A 16768-nucleotide genomic window follows, 5' to 3' on the forward strand; every position below is an offset into this window, starting at 1 on the left:
CCCACGTGGTTCCGCCATGCCGATCGGGGTGGCGGAACCACGTGGATGTGGCGAGACGAGAGCTACGCGCGGCGGGCGCGGAGCGCGCGGCGGGCGACGAGCGCGGCGGCGCCGACGACCGCGAGCAGCAGACCGAGGCCGTACGACCCGAGGTCGAGGCCCGTGCTGGCGAGGGTGCTGCCGGTCGCGGCGGTGTCCGCGCCGGTGCCGCCGGTCCCGACGGACCCGCCCGGGGCGGCGGGGTTCGTCGGGGTCGCCGCTGCGGCGAGGGCGAAGCGGACCGGGTCGGACGCATCCGAGAGGACCGTCGGGACCCCGCCCCGGGCATCGAGCTCGACGAGGACGGCGCGCGCGGTCCAGTCGCCGGGCTCGAGGGCGACGGTGACCGACCAGGTGCCGTCGGCCGCGACGACGATCGGGTCGGCGGGGTCGGCCGGCTCCGGTGCGGCGAGGGCCGACATCCGACCCTGCACGGTCGAGGTCGGCGCGACACCCAGCACCACGTGGACGCCCGGGGTGCCGGTCCCTGCGAACGTCACCGTGGGGCCGACCAGGGCCGCGTCGGCGGCCGGCGACGTGATGACGGGCGCGGGCAGCCTCACGACGTCGGGGAGGGTGAAGGTCACCGTCGAGGTGGTCACCTCCGACCCGTTCGTCTGGGTGATGGTGACGGTCAGCGGACCGCCGACGGACGACGGGAACGTGCCCGTCGTGGTCCAGGCACCGCCCTCGACCGTGACCGGGGTGGTGCCGGGGACGGGCGCGCCGTCGGCCTCGGTCACCGCGACCACCGCGCCGTCGGCGCCGGTGCCGCTGAAGACGACGGTCCGCGTGTCGAGGACCTGGCCCGGGGTGGGCGAGGTGACGCCGAAGGCGGGGAGCGTGGCGCGGTACGCCGTCATGTAGGCGAGCTTGCCGGGCTTCGACTCCGCGTACGGGACGGACAGCTTGGCCCACTCCCCCTTGTTCTCCGCCTTGCCGTCGTTCCACTTCGTGAACGCGCTCAGGTCGGCGGCCGTGTAACCGGAGGCCTGGTCGATCACGGTGCTGGGCGCGAGTGCGGCCTGGGCCTGGGTGATCCTCTTCACGAGGGCGAGGGAGGCGGCCCAGTCGTCCTGGTCCCAGTCCGCCACGCCGAACTCGGGGTGGGCGTGCAGCCAGCTGCCCCAGTAGAACTCCTGGAACGGGACGGCGCCATCGGCCGAGTAACCGATGTCGCGTCCGAAGTACATGATGCTGCGGTAGCGGTCGTCCTCGAAGTTCGAGAGCCCGACGTTCGTCGGCAGCTGGGACGGCGTGATGGCGTTGCCGTCGACGTCGCGCAGCCACACCCACTTCTGGGCCTGCATCGTGTCCCAGAAGTCGGTCTGGCTGAGGCCGCTGAGGTTGCCGAGCACACGGAGGCGCACGTGCACGTCGGGGCCGGAGTCCTCGAGGAACGAGGTCAGGGTGTGGTGGCCGTCGGTGAGGTAGAGGGTGCCCCCGGGCCCGATCACGACCGTCTTCATCGGCTCGATCGTGTCCGGCGTCTCCGATCCGACAGGGACCGTGCAGGTGAAGGTCGACGGGTCGGTGAGCGTCGCGTTCGAGGAGGCCGACGCGGCCTCCTCCTGCCCGTTGGCCTCGCACCAGTCGTCGAACTTCTTGTTGATCGCGTCCTTGCTCAGCTCGGTCGAGTACCGCCCGAGCTTGTAGTACACCTCGTCGTAGCCGAGGGAGGGCTGGGTCGGATGCACGTCGCCGATCCGCACGTCGAGGAGCTCCTCGGGATCCGCGCAGAGCGCGCGGGCGTCGTCGGCGGCACAGCTCGGATCCTTCACGTCGACGGAGGACGACGCGGCGGCGGGGGCGGCGGAGACGGGTGCGGCGGGCGCGGGCGCGGCGGACGCCGACGTCACCGAGGCGAGCGTGAGGCCGACCGCGATCGCGGCGGCGGCGGTGAAGCGCAGAGGTGAGGAGGAGGGCACGGGGTCACTTCCGGTCGGGGGCCGCTCCGGATGCGCGGGAGCGGTCGGGACTGAGCCCTGCGAGGCTGGCAGAGCCCGGTGACCCCGAGGTGTCCGCCCGGTGAACACGAACGGTCCGGGGCGGCGGCTACTCGGAGCCCGGTGTGCGCTTCAGCAGATACGTGTGCTCACCGGAGAGGACCATCTCCGACCGCTGGTTGTGCACCGTGACGGCCGCCGTCACGACCCCGTTCGGCCCGTCGGGTGTGAGCGCCGTGATCTCGAGCTGCGAGTACAGCGTGTCGCCGGCGTGCACCTCGCCGAGGAACGTCGCCGACAGCCCCGTGAACGCGATGAACACCTCCCCGATGACGTGGGGGAACAGCGTCGCTCCCGGAGCGGTGAAGGCGAGGACCTGGAGCCCGTGGACGACAGGGGCGGAGTGGCCGTGCGCCTTCGCCCAGACCTCGTCGTAGTGGACGGGGTGGTTGTCGGCCGAGACCGCCTGGAAGGCGGAGGCGTGCGCGTCGGTGAGGGTCCGGCTGGGAGCGCGGAACACCTCTCCGACCCTCAGCTGCTCGAAGGTGCGCGGCTCGACGATCCGGAACTGCAGGGGGTCGAAGTGGTCGGTCATGTGGGCTCTCCGTGTCGTCGGGCGGTGGGAGCACCTGCACGCCTGTCGTGCAGGGCATCCCGACGCTAGGCCCGAGCGCCGACCGCTGTCGTGGCCCTACCAGGACCGCCCACGTCGGCCCACGCCGGGACGAGGCGTGCGGCCGGTCAGAACCTGACGACGAGGATGGCGATCGCGGCCATCACCAGGGCGGGAACGGCGACAGCGACAGCGGCGACAGCGAGCGCGATCGACCTGCGCGACGGGCGCCGTTCCTGGACGCTGCCGGTGACTTCGAGGGGACTGGTTGTGGTCATGTCCTCACCGTAGGGATACCGGTTCGCCGCTCCATCGCCCCGCGGTACCGGTCCCGTCCTCCTACGGGACCACGCGCGGGTCCGGCGAGAATGTGTACACTGTCCACATGACACGGATCGCAGTGACGCCCGTCCCGGTCGGATCGCTCCTCGCCGGAGAGGAGCGCCTGCCCATCACCGTGCACGTGATCGAGCATCCGGAGGGGCGCATCCTGGTCGACACCGGCATGACGTCCCTCCATGAGGCGGTCGCCGACATGGAGCCCATCCTGGATCCCCTCGACGCCCAGGGCTTCGACGTGAGCAGCGTCGCCGCGGTCGTGAACACCCACCTGCACTTCGACCACTGCGGCGGGAACCATCTCTTCGCGGGCACGCCGATCCACGTGCAGCGCCGTGAGCTGGAGGACGCCCGGACACTGGATCCCTACACGATCCGCGAGTGGGTGGATGCCCCCGGCGTCACCTACGTGCCGGTCGACGGGGAGTCGGAGCTGCTGCCGGGCGTGCGGCTCGTCTCGGCTCCCGGACACACCCGGGGATCGCAGATCGTGGTCGTCGACGCGGAGGGCGGCCCGATCGTCATCGCCGGCGACACGGCCGTGTGGTTCGGCGAGCTCGACGACCCCGCCACGGAGGGCCAGCGACTCATCCGTTCGCTCGAGCCCTCCGAGGTCTGGCTCGCCCACTCCGACGAGCCCTGGCGCCCGCGCTAGCCGCCGCCGGCACCGGGACGCCGCGGGTTGCGCCCGCGGAGCGCCCCGTCGCCGCCCCGGCGGGCCCGAGGCCGCACGGGGCGGGCGCAACCCGCACAGACCCGCGCAGACCCGCCGGCGCCACGGGGGGGCGTGAGAGCATCGAGGGGATGGAGGACACGCTGCGGGCCGATCGGGTGTCGGTCGAGGTCGACGCGCAGCGGCTCCTGCCACCCACCTCGCTCGAGGCGGCGCCGGGCGAGAGCGTGGCGCTCCGCGGCCCGAACGGGTCGGGGAAGACGACGCTCCTCCGCGTGCTCGCCGGCCTGCAGCGGCCCACGTCCGGGTCGGTGTCCCTCGGCACGCTGCGCATCGACGACCGCGACCGGCGCTTCCGCGCGGCCGTCGCGGGACTCATCGGGATGCCGCCGTTCGCCCGCGACCTGACGCTCGCCGAGCAGCTCGCGTTCGTGGGCATCTCCTGGGGCGTCCCGCGGGATGACGCCGACCGGCGCGCAACGACCCTCCTCGGCGAGCTCTCCCTCGAAGCACTCGCCTCCCGGTACCCGCACGAGCTCAGCTCCGGCCAGACGCAGCTCGCGTCGATCGCGCTGACCCTCACCCGCCCGTTCGACGTGCTGCTCCTCGACGAGCCCGAGCAGCGCCTCGACGCCGACCGCCTCGGGCTGGTCGCGAAGGCGCTGCGCCGACGCCTCGACGAGGGCGCGGCGATCGTGTTCGCCACCCACAGCGACGAGCTGAGCGCGCTGCTCGCCGGCCGCGAGGTCACCGTGGGCACGGCGTGAGGGGGGCCGCCGCTCGCGACGTGCGCATCCCCGGCGAGGGACGACCGTGACCGCGACGGGATGGCGGGTGCCGCCCGCTGAGGAAGCCGACCGGGCCGCGGCGTCGTGGCGGGTCCGCTCGGCGGCGGCGCGCGACCTGCGTCGGACGAGGGGCGACCGACCGGCATCCGGCGATCGGGCGCTCACCGTCTACGCCGGCGTCCTGGCCCTGCTGATCGCCGGCGCACCCCTCGTGCGTGCCGTCGTGCTCGCCCTCTCGGACCCCGCCGTCGCGCCGCTCCTGGTCAGCACCGAGGCACGCAGCGCGGTCGGACTCGTCCTCGGCCTGGCGGCCGGCGGGCTCCTCCTGCTCGGCGGGATGCGCGGTCCGGCCCTCCGGAGCGCCTTCGCCTCCGCCACCCTCGCCTCCAGCGACGTCCCGCGGCGTCGATCGCTCCACGGCCCCTGGGTGACGTGGCTCGTCGTGCTCGCCTGCACCTTGGCGCTCCTCGCCGCCGTCTCCGCGGGAGGCCTCTGGGCCTTCGGCGCCGTCACGGCGACGTCGTGGACGACGATCGTGCTGGCGGCAGCGCTCTACGGCATCGTGGCGGCCGGATGCTGGCTCCTCGGTCAGCGGATGCCCCCGACGGCGACCGCCGCCGTCGGCTCCGGGGTCCTCGCGCTCGCCGTGCTCGGGTGGATCCTCCGTCCGCTGGGCGCCGCACTCCCGTGGGGGTGGGCGGCAGTCACCTGGCCGACCACCGCATCCGCGGTCACCAGCACCGGCACCGCCCCGACCAGCGGGCTCGACGTCGCCCTCGCGGCCCTCGGCCTGGCCGCGGTCGCCGTGCTCCTCGTCGCGCCGCGTCTGCTCGACGGTCTCCGCGGAGAGGCCCTCGTCGAGCAGGCCTCCCGCCAGGACATCGCGCGCACCCTCGCGGTGACGGGCGACGTCGCGGCGGCCGGCGCCCGCTACCGCGCCCTGCCCTCCGTCGCCCGGCGGGCGCGGGCGATCCTCAGCGATCGACTGCCGCTCGCCTACCTCGGCCGCGACCTGGTGGGCGCCCTCCGCACGCCGTTCCGGCTGGCGGCCGGGATGGCTGCCTCGACCACGGCGGTCGTGCTGCTGTCGCTGGCGTCCTCGCTCGGTCCCGCCGTGGCCTGGACCGTCGCCGGCCCGGCGGGAGTGCTCGCGTTCGCCGGGATGGGCGCCGTGTCGGACGGGTTCCGGTCCGTCGCCGTCGCCATCGGCGCTCCGGCCCTCTTCCGCCAGCAGACCGCGACGGCCCTGGCCCTGCACGCGATCCTGCCTGCGGTGTTCGGAGCGGTCGCCGTGGCGCTGGGGGTCGCAGCCACCCTCGCACTCGGCGCCGTCGGCGTCCTCCCCGCGGGCCCGGCCCCCGACGGCACGACGCTGGCCCTGAGCGCCGGGGTCGCCCTGACCGCGATCGCTCTGCGGATCGTCGACGCCCTCCGCGGGACGCTCCCCCTGTCGCTGCTCGCTCCCATCCCCACGCCGGCGGGCGACGTGTCGATCCTCGCGCAGCTGGCCTGGCAGGCGGATGCGCTGCTCTCGGCCTTCGCCCTGGCGGCCTCGGCGACCGCGCTCACGCTCGCCGGCCCCCTCGGGCTGCTCGTCCTCCCCGCCGGCATCGGCGTCGGGCTCGTCCGCGCCCGCTCGCGCGCCCTCGCGCTGCGCCCCTGACCGACGGTCGGCAGGATCCCGTGCTCGTTATCGTGGGGGGACGACACGACGGATGGGGGTTCGCATGGGATGGTTCGGACGGAAGCGCTCAGAGGCCCCGCAGCCCGACGACCGCATCCAGTGGGTCACGTCCACCGCGCGGCGGCTACTGGCCGAGAAGGGGGTCGAGAGCACCGTCGAGTTCGGCGAGCGCCTCGAGGATGCGCAGCTCGTCGCGGCCGACGGGAGACGATTCCCGATCTACAACCTCGTGCCGAAGACGGAGGGCGCCTCGCGTGAGGCGGCGGAGCGGCTGATCGACCAGCACCTCGACCTCGTGCTGGGCACCGCGACCGACCCCGACCCTTCGACGTTCGATCCCGAGGACCTGCGGGCGAGGGTGCGGACGCGGATCCTCCCGGTGGTGGACGACCCCGCCGACGCCGAACGCTTCGGCTACGGACGGCCCTTCGCGGAGGGACTGATCACGGTCCTGTGCATCGACTTCCCTCAGACGGTCCGCACGCTCACCACCCGCGACCTCGACCAGCTGCCGCTGGGTCTCGACGAGCTCTACGGTCTCGGCCAGTTCCACACCGATCACGAGCCGATCGAGAAGGAGACGGAGCTCGTCCCGGGCATCCGACTGTTCGAGGGCGGGTCGCTCTTCATCGCCTCCAAGGCAGCGAACCTCACGGCCGTCACGGGCCCCGCCCCGTTCGGGACCGTCTTCGCGGTCCCGAACAGGCACATGCTCCTCACACTGGAGCTCACCGGACCGGACTCGCTCGTCACGATCCAGCAGCTGGTCTCGATCGTGCTGACGATCCTGCAGGACCCCGTTCCCGGCGGCCCCATCAGCCCCGACCTCTACTTCTCGCGCGACGGCATGATCTCGCGGATCAGCAGCCTCGACCCGAGCGGGAAGGTCACCATCACCGTGGGCGAGCACCTGCAGCGGGCCCTCGACGACGCAGGCCTCGGCGACGCCTGACCCCGCGCGAGCGCGCCTGAGCATCGGTGAGCGCCCAGATAGAGTATTGTCGACAAACGACAGTCTTCTGTTGACGCTTGCGTCGAAGACGCGCGATCCTGCTGAGGAGCCCCATGACCCACGCTCTGCGTTCCGTCGAGACGCCGACAGACCTCGACCTGACTCCGAGCGACCGGATCCTGCGCACGCACCTCCCGGACCGCGAGGCCGCGCCCGGCATGTCGGTGCGCGAGGCCGACGTCTCGCTGCGGCTCGACGGCGGTGGCAACGGGCTGCTCGACACCACGCACTTCGACACCGTCCGCTTCCCCCCGCCGCCGTGGATCGATGCAGCGATGCAGGCGGCCGTCGCCGACGGCAGCCTGGCCTACACGCCCTACCGCGGCGCCCCGGAGGTCCTGGACTCGCTGGCCCCCCGGATCTCCGACTTCCTCGGCTCGCCGGTGACCTCGGCCAACCTCGCGCTCACGCCGGGCACGCAGGGCGCGCTGTTCACGACCCTCTCGTCCCTCGTGAACGAGGGCGACCTCGTGCTGCTGGCGGACCCGGACTACCTGTTCTGCGAGCGCATCCTGCAGTTCCTCGGCGCACGGATCGAGCGCATCCCCCTCACCTTCGACGGGGACGAGCCGAGCCTCGACCTCGACCTCGTCGAGGAGCTCGCCGCGCAGGAGCCGGTGCTGCTCATGTTCAGCCACCCCAACAACCCGACCGGCGCCGTGTTCCCCGAGCGGGTCATCCGCCGGGTCGCCGAGCTGTCGAACGAGCGCGGCTTCCTCGTCATGGTCGACGAGCTCTACAGCCGACTCGTCTACGGCGACACCGTCTTCCCCCACCTGCGTGCACAGCCCGGGATGGCGGATCGGTCGATCACGCTGCTCGGCCCGTCGAAGACGGAGTCGATGAGCGGGTTCCGGATCGGCGTCGTCGTCGCCCCGACCGAGATCGTGAAGTCGATCGAGCAGTGCATCGCCATGACCTCTCTCCGCGCCCCGGCGTACTCGCAGCGCCTGCTGGAGCGCTGGCTCGTCGACGACGCGGAGTTCCTCGCCGAGCGGATCGGCGACCTCCATAGACTGCGCGAGCAGAGCCTCGCCGCACTACGGGCGGTGTCGGGAGTGCGCGTGCAGGCACAGGACGGCACCGCCTACCTCTTCGTCGACGTGTCGGCGTTCGGGGCGACCGATGTCGAGATCGCCGGCGCCCTGCAGCGCGAGGCCGGCGTCATCGTCTCGCCCGGATACCAGTTCGGACCCTCGGGCACGGGCCACTTCCGGATCTGCTTCGCCCGCGACGAGACGGAGTGGGCGCAGGCGCTCGAGCGCATGGTCGTCTGCCTCACCGGCTTCGCGACGCGCGCCGGCCTCGTCGGCTGAGGCGCGGGGCGTGAGCGCGGTGGCGCGTCCGGACGAGACTCCGACCCCGGCGGGGAGCTACCGGGTCGCCCGGGTGGTGGGCGACCTGGTGCTCACCGCGGGCATGACCCCGCGGGGAGTGGATGGCGCGCTCCTCGCCACCGGTCGACTGGGCGAGGCGGTCAGCGACGCGGAGGGCGGTCGGATGGCCGCTCTGGCGACGGAGCGCGCCCTCGACGCGGCGGTCTCCGCGCTTCCGCCCGGTCGCATCCTGGACGAGGTCGTGTCGCTCACCGTGTTCGTCGCGGCCACGTCCGACTACACCACGCACAGCCGGATCGCCGACGCGGCCAGCACGACCATCATCGAGCGGATGCCGGGGTCCGCCCTGCCGGTCCGGGCCGCGGTCGGCGTCGCGTCGCTCCCCGGCGGCGCCCCGGTCGAGGTGCAGCTGACGGCTCTCCACCGCCAGTCACCCGCCGGGGCACCCGCTCAGTAGCCGCGCTCGCTGTCGTAGAGGTTCTTCAACGGCTCGCCCGCTCTGAAGCGCCGGAGGTTCTCGATGAAGAGCTCGGTGAGCGTGCGGTTCTCGCTCGCGACCGTCGAGGCCGAGTGGGGCGAGAGGAGGACGTTGTCGAGGTCCCAGAGCGGCGAGTCCGCCGGAAGAGGCTCCTGCGCCACGACGTCGAGCGCCGCACCGAGCAGGTGCCCCTCGGTCAGGGCCTCGATGAGCGCCTCCTCGTCGACCACCTGGCCGCGCGAGATGTTCACCAGCACGGCGCCCTCGGGCAGCAGCGCGAGCTCGTCGCGTCCGATGAGGCCCTCGGTCGCCGGCGTGAGCGCCGTGCACAGCACGAGCACGTCGGTGCCGGGGAGGACGTCGCGCAGTCCGTCGGTGTCGGCGAGGCGCACCGAGGGGGCGAGCGCGTAGCTGCCGCCGGGGCGACCGACCGCCGTCACGTGCGCGCCGAGGGCGTCGAAGACGGTGACGACGTTGCTCCCCATCCCGCCGACACCCACCACGGTGACGTCGAGCCCGGCCAGCTGGCGCGTGGTGTACCGCTCCCACCGGTGGGCCTCCTGCTGCGCGCGAAGGTGCGGGACGCCCTTCACGAAGTACAGGGCGCCGGTGAGGGCGAACTCCGCGAGGGGCACCGCGTGCACGCCGCCGGCGGTCGTGGCGACGATGCCGCTGCGGTCGAGACCGGTCCGGGCCATGAACCCGCCGATGCCCGCGCTGGTCGCCTGCACCCACTTCAGCCGCGGCGCCGTGGTCGGCAGCGCGGCCGGGTCACGCCAGTCGAAGTCGAACGCCACGTCGGCCCGGCGCAGCATCCCGAGCCAGCGCTCGACGGCGGCGTCGTCGAGCTCCGGTGCGGCGCCGCCGTGGTCGGAGACGTACCGCGGTGTGGGCATCAGCTCCGGTTCGTAGAGCACCGTGTCCCCGGGTGAGGCCGCAGCAATCTCCGCCACGAGCTCCGGCTCCAGGTAGGTCGAGATGAGGATGGTGAGCGGCTCCGTCACAGGTCGCCTCCCGTCGCAGCGGACGCAGTCCCTCCGGACGCCAGGGCCGCGAGGACCTCGTCGGTGATCGCCGGGCCGGCCGAGCGATCGACGACGGCCCGCAGCAGCTCGGCCGGTCCGCTCAGCAGGGGGACCAGACCGGGTCCGTGGCCCGGCTGAGGCGACCCGCCGTGACAGATCGCTCCCACCGTGATCCAGCCGCTCCGGTAGCCCATGTTGTGCCGCACATCCAGGTCGGCCACGGCCCACAACTCGCCCAGGCGCATGTCGGCGCCTTTGAGATCCGGGGAGTCGGCCACGACTGCGAGATCGACGTCCCACATCTGGGCCGGCCGGCCGATGCCGTTCCCGCAGACGGCGCTCGGCAGCATCCCCGAGACCGTCACTGTCGCTGCATCCGCAGCGACGTCGATCGGGAGCAGGTCGAACAGGGCCGGGTCGACGTTGAGCACGGCGACCTCGGAGGGCACGCCTGCGGGCTGGAAGCCCTGCCCGACGGAACGGACCGTCACCCGATCGCCCGGCAGCATCCGCGCGAGCACGTCGTCGGAGAACGAGACGATGACGCGACCGCTCTCGCCCCGCTTCCCCGTGACACGTCCGACCGCTCCCGTGGCCGCGCCCGAGCGCACCACGACCTCGTTTCCGAGGCAGGAGAAGGCGGTGAGGCCGAACCGGGCGGCGGGGTCGGGATGCACCAGCGTCACCCCGGCGGCGACGTGATCGCCGTCGTTGGCGAACACCGAGTCGCCGAGGTGCACGCCGAGCACCACTCCGCCGTCGCCCGTGGGCACGTAGGGGTGGCCGTCGCGGTCGATCCTGTACGCGACCATCGGCGTGAGGGCGGCGTGCTCGACGATGCCGAGCAGGTTGTTCATCACGAGGTCAGGCACGGGTGTCCTCCTGGGTCGAGCGGGACGGCGCGGCGAGCGCCGCCGCGAGGTTCGCGCTGTCGCGCACCTCGATCGAGAACGCGGATGCGGGGCCCGACAGCAGGGTGGAGGGGCCCGGACCGTGGCCGAAGAGCCGGCACTCGCCGGTGGAGATGACGCCGATGGTCACCCAGCCCGGACGGTAGCCGCGCCCGTACGAGTGGTCCTGATCCTCGAGCAGCACGATGTCGCCGATGCGCAGCGACTCGAGCCCGAGCGAGAGGTCCTCCGAGAGCCCGGGGTAGGCGCCCATGAGGTCGGTGTTCGCGAACTCGGAGAGCATCCCGCCGCCCGCTCCCGCGGCCGCGGCGGGGACCCGCGCGGCCACCTCGACGTGCAGCGTGCCGTCGTCGGCGGTCCGGAACGGGAGCCGGTCGAGCAGGGACGGCGCCAGGTTCTTCACCCGGATCTCCGGATGGTCGAGGAGCGCGAGCCCCTGACCGACCGCCTCGACGCTCACCGCGTCGCCCGTGGTGATCTCGCGCAGGTCCTCGTCGGCGAAGTCGGCCAGGACGTACGCGTGCTGGCCGAGCACGACACCCCGGGCGCCCGCGGCGGGGCCGGAGCGCACGGTCACCGTGTTGCCCACGCAGGTGAGGAACTGCAGCGCGAAGTTCGCACCCTCCTCACGGTGACGGATCGACAGCCCCGGCTCGAGGTGATCGCTCGCGTATCCCGTGGCCGCCTCCCCGATGTGAGCGGCCATGGTCACGCCGCCCATCCCCGGGAGCAGGAACGGATGCCCGTCGGGGTCGACCCGGTAGCCGTGGCGGTCCGCCTGCGGCGGCCACACCTCACCCGTGAGGATCTGGGTCACCAGCCTGTCGGCGTTGGTGCGCAGCGACATCAGGAGCGTCCTCTCATGACGGGAGCGGTGCCCAGCGAGAAGCCGCGGACGCGGATCGCCGGAGCGGAGGCGGAGCCGTTGAAGACGTTCATCAGCGGCTGGCTGAGGGAGTCGCGACCGACCCCGTCGACCCGGGCGAGCGCGTCCAGGACGCTCATCGTGAAGCGCATGGACTCGACCGGTCCCACGATGCGGCCGTTCTTGATGAGGAAGCACGCATCTCGGGTCACACCCGTGATGGTCGTCCTCACCGGATCGACCGTCCGGGTGTACCAGAAGCGCTGGAGGTACACGCCGTCCTCGATCCCGGCGATGAGCTCCTCCTCGCTCGAGTCGGCACTGCGGAGCACCACGTTCATCGGGATGGCGTGCGGCGCCTCCTCTCGCGCGATGTGGAAGTTGCCCGTGGAGGCGGTGCCGAGGACGTGCGCGGTCTCGCGATCCGTGACGACGTCGCGGGCGACGCCGTCGGCGATCAACGGGACGTCGCGCTTGGTGACGCCCTGGAAGTCGAACGGGAACGGCAGCCCGATGTCCTGGGTCGCGTCGTCGTGCACCGACACCAGGGGCGAGGCGACCTGCTGGCCCCTGTGCGTGGCGACCGTGCCGACGCCCGCGCCGAGCGCGGACCCGGTGAACCCGAACGCCCCGAAGAAGTCGAGCAGCTCCCCCGCGGCGAGCGGGCCGAGGACCACGTCGTACTCCCCGGGCTCGAGCTTCGCGCGCCCTCGGGTGCGGGAGGCCTCCGAGAGCGTCCGGTCGATGGCGGCCTCGACGCCCAGTCGGCCGGAGAAGCGTGAGAGGTCCTTCCAGTGCGACGACCCGTCCTCGATGCGCACGGTCAGCGAGCCCTGCGCCTCCGAGGCGGCGGCGTAGCGGCTGAGTCCGGACTCCCGGTCGTGGAACGCCACCTCGGTGACCGCGCGGCCGAACATCCCGGCCGCCTCCCCGCCGAGGGCATGCGCCTCGGCCATCGCCCGGTCGGCGAGGCGAGCGTGATCGGCGACCGACCAGGCGGCGGTGTCCTCGCCCCAGAGCCGCGCGGGATCGACCCCCGCGATGCCCGACTCGGTGCCGGGCTGGGGCAGCGGCGCTCGGGCGGGCGCCGGGGCCACTCCTGCCGCGGCCTGCTCGGCGGCGGAGCGGCAGGCGCGGGCGACCGCCTCCTGCAGGCTCTCGAACGAGCTCGCCGCTGCCCGCGACACCCGGCCGTCGACCTCGGCGCGCACCATGATCTGCACCTCGGCGATCGCCTGGCTCTGGTGGACGCGGGATCCGGCGAACCGGGTGAAGTCACCCGAGCGGGACGTGATGAACGCCTCCACGCGGTCGGCCGGCGCCGCCGCGAGCGCCGCCTCCAGGGCGCCGGTGGCCTGCTCCTGGTCGAGGACGGGCGCGAAGGCCCCCTCGCGGCTGTCGAGGGTCGAGTCCGTCATCTGTCCACTCCGATCCGAACGTCGCGCACGAGCGTCGGCGACGCCCCGTGTCCGAGGAATCCCCACTGCTTCGGCTCGCCCTTCCCGCACGGCATGCCGAACGCCTTGAACTCCTCGGGCCCGGCCACCGCCTCGACCGACTGCCAGAACTGCGGCGTGGTCCCCCCGTAGGAGAATCCCCGGAGAAGGCGTCCGCGCCGGCCCTTCTTCACCTCGTACGCCACCTCGGTGCCGAACTGGAAGTCGTGGCGGCGCTCGTCGATCGACCAGCTGCGGTTGTCGTCGATGTAGAAGCCGTCGCCGAGACGCTCCTCGAGCTCCTCGGTCGACCCCTCGCCCGGCTCGAGGAAGACGTTCGTCGAGAAGCAGACGGGCAGGTAGCCCCAGCCGTCGGAGCGGGCCGCCCCGGTCGACTGCGCGCCGATGCGCGCGGCGGAGTCGCGGGTGGAGAGGAAGTTCTGGATGATCCCCTCGGTGATCAGCGGCTGCCGCGACGCGGGGACGCCCTCGTCGTCGAACCCGAACGAGCCCCGGGTGCCGGGGACGGTCGGGTCGGAGGTGATGTTCACCGCCGGCGAGCCGTACCTCATCGAGCCGGCGGCGTCCTTCGTGATGAAGGAGGTCCCGGCGTAGTTCGCCTCGTCGCCCAGGATGCGGTCCAGCTCGAGGGCGTGACCGGTCGACTCGTGGATCTGGAGCGCCATCTGCGCCGGACCGATGATGAAGTCGGCGTATCCGCTCGGGGCGAGCGGAGCGGTGAGCAGCTCGACGGCCTCCCGACCGATCCGGTCGGCCTCCTCGACCATCCGCAGGCCCTCGACGTACTCCCACCCCGCCTGCGCCGTGTTGCCGTGGAACGAGTTCGGGAACGAGCGGCGCTGGAGCGTGCCGTTGCCCGCGGCGTTCACGAGCGCCATCGCGCCGCTCTCGATGAAGTGCTGGTGCTGGACCGAGCCCTCCGTGCTGGCGAAGTGGCGGTGCTGACGCTTGGCGTTGAGCCCCGCCTGCGCGGTCACGATCTCGGCCGGCGCGCTGGCGGCGGAGAGCACCGCGGCCAGCAGCTCGTAGCGGGCCGACGCGCTGACCCCGAACGGGTCGACGACGACCTCGGTCTGGTACCGACCGCTCGCGGGCGGCAGCGGGGGCAGCTCGCTGCGGTAGGCGCCGCTCACCGAGTCGGCGGCCCGCGCGTTGGCGAGCGCGCGCTCGGCGGCGGTGCGGAGGTCTGCACTCGACCAGACGGGCAGCGACGCGAAGCCCCAGCTGCCGTTGTAGAGCACGCGGATGCCGATGCCGAGGTTGTTCTCGACCCGCTCGTCGACGCCGGCCTCGAGGGTCGAGTAGAGCCGCAGCTCCTCGGCCTCGATCAGGCGCGCGTCGGCGTAGCTGACGCCGCGGACCTGGACGGCGTCGAGGGCCTCGGCGAGCATCGCGGCCGCCGCGACGTCGTCGCTCAGGTCACCCCAGTCGTGGGCCGTCATCAGGCGACACGCTCCGTGTCGGACTCGCCGGCCGGGGCCTCGAGCGGGAAGTCGCACCAGGCACGGGTGCGGAACGACCGCTCGAAGGCGTTGATCGTCTCCTGCACGAGGGCGCCCTGGCCGAAGTCGCCCTGGTTCATCGGCTCGCCGCTCAGGATCTCGGTGGCGAAGTCCTTGACCAGGTTGGAGTAGAAGAGGAACGGCCACGGCTCGGTCGAGGCGCCGCCCTCCGGGAAGTACTCCTGAGGGATCTCGATCTCCACGAACTCCACCGAGTCCTTCTTGGCGACCTTGATGGTCTGGCAGATGCCCGCCTCCTCCACGAGGCGCACGATGATCGCGCCCTCGGATCCGTAGATGCGCGCCTCGATGCCGGGGAAGTTGCCGACGGTGACGTAGGAGGACTGGATGCTGCCGAGTCGGTTGTTCTCGAACTCCGCGATCCACATGTCGCCGTCGTCGATGTTCATCCGCTGCATCCGACCGGTGTCGCGGACCATGCGCTCGGGCACGAAGTTGCGCATCGTGCCGACCACGGAGGTCATCGGCGCGTCGAGCCACCAGTGCATGATGTCGATGATCGGGGCGCCGTAGCCCTCGATCGACGACACGGCGATCACGTCGGGGTCCGCGTCCGCGTCGACCTGGCGCAGCGGGGTGTGTGGGTCGAGCCACTGGCTGTTCTGCTCGTAGCCGTTGAACATGTACGGCTCGCCGATCCAGCCGGTGTCGATGAGGTGCTTGGCGTACTGGATGGCGGGCGCGAAGCGGAAGGTGAAGCCGAGCTTGGTCTTCAGCCCCTTCGAGGCGGCCAGCTCGGCCGCGCGGCGCGTCTCGCGGTAGTCGCTGTTCACCGGCTTCTCGCAGAGCACGTGCTTGCCGGCCTGGATCGCGGCCATGGAGATCTCGAAGTGCATCGCGTTGCCGGTGGCCACGTCGATGACGTCGATGTCGGGGTCGTCGAGGAGCTCCCGGTAGTCGGTGACGGCGCGGGCGACGCCGAACCTCTCCGACGCGGACCGGAGGGCGTCCTCGTCGACCTCGGCGAGGGCCACCACCTCGACCCGGGGATCGCGCTGCCAACCGGGGATGTGCGACTGCACGGCCCAGCGGCCGGCGCCGACGACTGCCACGCGGAGTTGAGGGGTGTCCATGGTGAATCTCCTTCGAGGGGGAACGGGACGAGATGAGACAGGGGGATGCGCGGTCGGGCTGGCGCCCGCGGCTCAGGTGGTGAGCCGGACCCGGGGGTCGATGACCGAGTAGAGGAGGTCGACGATGAAGTTGACGACGACGATGAAGATCGCGGCGAAGAGCACGGTGCCGACGATCATCGGGGTGTCGAGGTTCGAGATGGCGTCGAAGGCGAGGCGGCCGATGCCGTTGAGCCCGAAGACGGTCTCCACGATCACGACACCGCCGAGGAAGTAGCCGAAGTCGAGCCCGATCATGGTCAGCAGCGGGATCGAGATGTGCCGGAAGCTGTGCCGCCAGAGGATGACGCGCTCGGGCATGCCCTTCGCCCTCGCCATCCGCACGAACGGCGAGTCGAGCGTCTCGATCATGTTGGTCCGCGTCATCCGGGCGTACCACGCCCCGCCGCCCGCACCGAGCGTGAACGTGGGCAGCACGAGATACCAGAGCACCGGGTCGCCGAGCCCGTTGAGCGGGAAGAAGCCCCAGGTGAAGGCGAAGTAGTAGATGAGGAGGAGCCCGAGCCAGAACGGCGGAGCAGAGAGCCCGATGAGCGAGATGAACGTGATCAGCCGGTCGATCCAGCTGCCGCGGTGGTAGGCGGCGTAGATGCCCGCGGGCACGCCCAGGATGATCTGCCAGACGATGCCGCCCACGGCCACCAGGAGCGTGGTCGGCAGAGCCGCCATGATCCGGCCGAAGACCGGCGTCTCGCGCAGGACGTACGAGGTGCCGAGGTCACCGGTCAGCAGTCGCCCGATGAACCCGAGGTACTGCTGCCAGAGCGGCGCGTCGAGGCCGAGCTGCTCGTGGATCGAGGCGATCGTCGCGGCGCTGGCGTTGGGCCCCGCGAGCGTGGTGGCGGGGTCGGCCGGCACGGCGTACACGAGCAGGAAGGCGAGGCTGACCACGCCGAACAGGACGATGGCCATCTGTCCGAGCCGTCGGAGGATCCACCAGATCAT

The 16768-nt window shown here is 72.3% G+C and carries 16 protein-coding genes; 6 read left to right on the forward strand and 10 right to left on the reverse strand.

The window, feature by feature from the left end:
- Nucleotides 1–62 precede the first annotated feature (62 nt).
- The 3 genes from IEX69_RS10490 to IEX69_RS10500 all read right to left on the reverse strand — a co-directional run bounded on the left by IEX69_RS10490 (nt 63) and on the right by IEX69_RS10500 (nt 2876).
- The gene (locus IEX69_RS10490) at nt 63–1967 is read right to left on the reverse strand and encodes a ParB/Srx family N-terminal domain-containing protein (RefSeq protein ID WP_217348641.1); all 1905 of its coding nucleotides are present in this window, start codon (nt 1965–1967) and stop codon (nt 63–65) included.
- Between the two features lie 127 nt (nt 1968–2094).
- Nucleotides 2095–2580 (reverse strand): MaoC family dehydratase, encoded by a 486-nt coding sequence (locus IEX69_RS10495; protein WP_085020932.1) that lies wholly within the window; start codon nt 2578–2580, stop codon nt 2095–2097.
- Nucleotides 2581–2726: 146 nt separating this feature from the next.
- The gene (locus IEX69_RS10500; RefSeq protein ID WP_157127316.1) at nt 2727–2876 is read right to left on the reverse strand and encodes a hypothetical protein; all 150 of its coding nucleotides are present in this window, start codon (nt 2874–2876) and stop codon (nt 2727–2729) included.
- Between the two features lie 107 nt (nt 2877–2983).
- Here IEX69_RS10500 and IEX69_RS10505 point away from each other — a divergent pair, with 107 nt between their 5' ends.
- The 6 genes from IEX69_RS10505 to IEX69_RS10530 all read left to right on the forward strand — a co-directional run bounded on the left by IEX69_RS10505 (nt 2984) and on the right by IEX69_RS10530 (nt 8888).
- Nucleotides 2984–3592 (forward strand): N-acyl homoserine lactonase family protein, encoded by a 609-nt coding sequence (locus tag IEX69_RS10505; protein ID WP_085020933.1) that lies wholly within the window; start codon nt 2984–2986, stop codon nt 3590–3592.
- Nucleotides 3593–3741: 149 nt separating this feature from the next.
- Entirely contained in the window at nt 3742–4377 is a 636-nt protein-coding gene (locus IEX69_RS10510; protein WP_085020934.1) for an ABC transporter ATP-binding protein, read from the forward strand.
- Nucleotides 4378–4423: 46 nt separating this feature from the next.
- The gene (locus IEX69_RS10515) at nt 4424–6061 is read left to right on the forward strand and encodes a hypothetical protein (protein ID WP_157127317.1); all 1638 of its coding nucleotides are present in this window, start codon (nt 4424–4426) and stop codon (nt 6059–6061) included.
- A gap of 64 nt (nt 6062–6125) precedes the next feature.
- On the forward strand, nt 6126–7034 hold the full coding sequence (locus IEX69_RS10520; RefSeq protein WP_085020936.1) for a hypothetical protein: 909 nt from the start codon (nt 6126–6128) through the stop codon (nt 7032–7034).
- A 113-nt stretch (nt 7035–7147) separates the two neighbouring features.
- The gene (locus IEX69_RS10525; protein ID WP_085020937.1) at nt 7148–8410 is read left to right on the forward strand and encodes an aminotransferase class I/II-fold pyridoxal phosphate-dependent enzyme; all 1263 of its coding nucleotides are present in this window, start codon (nt 7148–7150) and stop codon (nt 8408–8410) included.
- Nucleotides 8411–8420: 10 nt separating this feature from the next.
- Entirely contained in the window at nt 8421–8888 is a 468-nt protein-coding gene (locus tag IEX69_RS10530; protein WP_217348642.1) for a RidA family protein, read from the forward strand.
- On the opposite strand, the gene IEX69_RS10535 is transcribed toward IEX69_RS10530, so the two are convergent.
- From IEX69_RS10535 to IEX69_RS10565, 7 genes are all read right to left on the reverse strand, one after another.
- A complete protein-coding gene (locus tag IEX69_RS10535) occupies nt 8882–9913 on the reverse strand; it encodes a D-2-hydroxyacid dehydrogenase (protein ID WP_085020938.1) in 1032 nt (343 codons plus the stop codon). The two genes, IEX69_RS10530 and IEX69_RS10535, sit on opposite strands and share 7 nt — an antisense overlap.
- Nucleotides 9910–10806 (reverse strand): DUF4438 family protein, encoded by an 897-nt coding sequence (locus IEX69_RS10540; RefSeq protein ID WP_085020939.1) that lies wholly within the window; start codon nt 10804–10806, stop codon nt 9910–9912. The genes IEX69_RS10535 and IEX69_RS10540 overlap by 4 nt, the downstream gene beginning before the upstream one ends.
- Entirely contained in the window at nt 10799–11692 is an 894-nt protein-coding gene (locus tag IEX69_RS10545; RefSeq protein ID WP_174604533.1) for a DUF4438 family protein, read from the reverse strand. The genes IEX69_RS10540 and IEX69_RS10545 overlap by 8 nt, the downstream gene beginning before the upstream one ends.
- Nucleotides 11692–13128, reverse strand: coding sequence for a TldD/PmbA family protein (locus IEX69_RS10550; protein ID WP_085020940.1), 1437 nt, complete (start codon nt 13126–13128; stop codon nt 11692–11694). The genes IEX69_RS10545 and IEX69_RS10550 overlap by 1 nt, the downstream gene beginning before the upstream one ends.
- A complete protein-coding gene (locus tag IEX69_RS10555) occupies nt 13125–14609 on the reverse strand; it encodes a TldD/PmbA family protein (protein ID WP_085020941.1) in 1485 nt (494 codons plus the stop codon). The genes IEX69_RS10550 and IEX69_RS10555 overlap by 4 nt, the downstream gene beginning before the upstream one ends.
- Nucleotides 14609–15763 carry a Gfo/Idh/MocA family protein gene (locus IEX69_RS10560; RefSeq protein WP_085020942.1) on the reverse strand — a complete coding sequence of 385 codons (1155 nt, stop codon included), beginning with the start codon at nt 15761–15763 and terminating at the stop codon, nt 14609–14611. The genes IEX69_RS10555 and IEX69_RS10560 overlap by 1 nt, the downstream gene beginning before the upstream one ends.
- Before the next feature lie 72 nt (nt 15764–15835).
- On the reverse strand, nt 15836–16768 hold the full coding sequence (locus tag IEX69_RS10565; RefSeq protein ID WP_085020943.1) for an ABC transporter permease: 933 nt from the start codon (nt 16766–16768) through the stop codon (nt 15836–15838).

The organism is Cnuibacter physcomitrellae, from assembly GCF_014640535.1.
Lineage (GTDB): Bacteria > Actinomycetota > Actinomycetes > Actinomycetales > Microbacteriaceae > Cnuibacter > Cnuibacter physcomitrellae.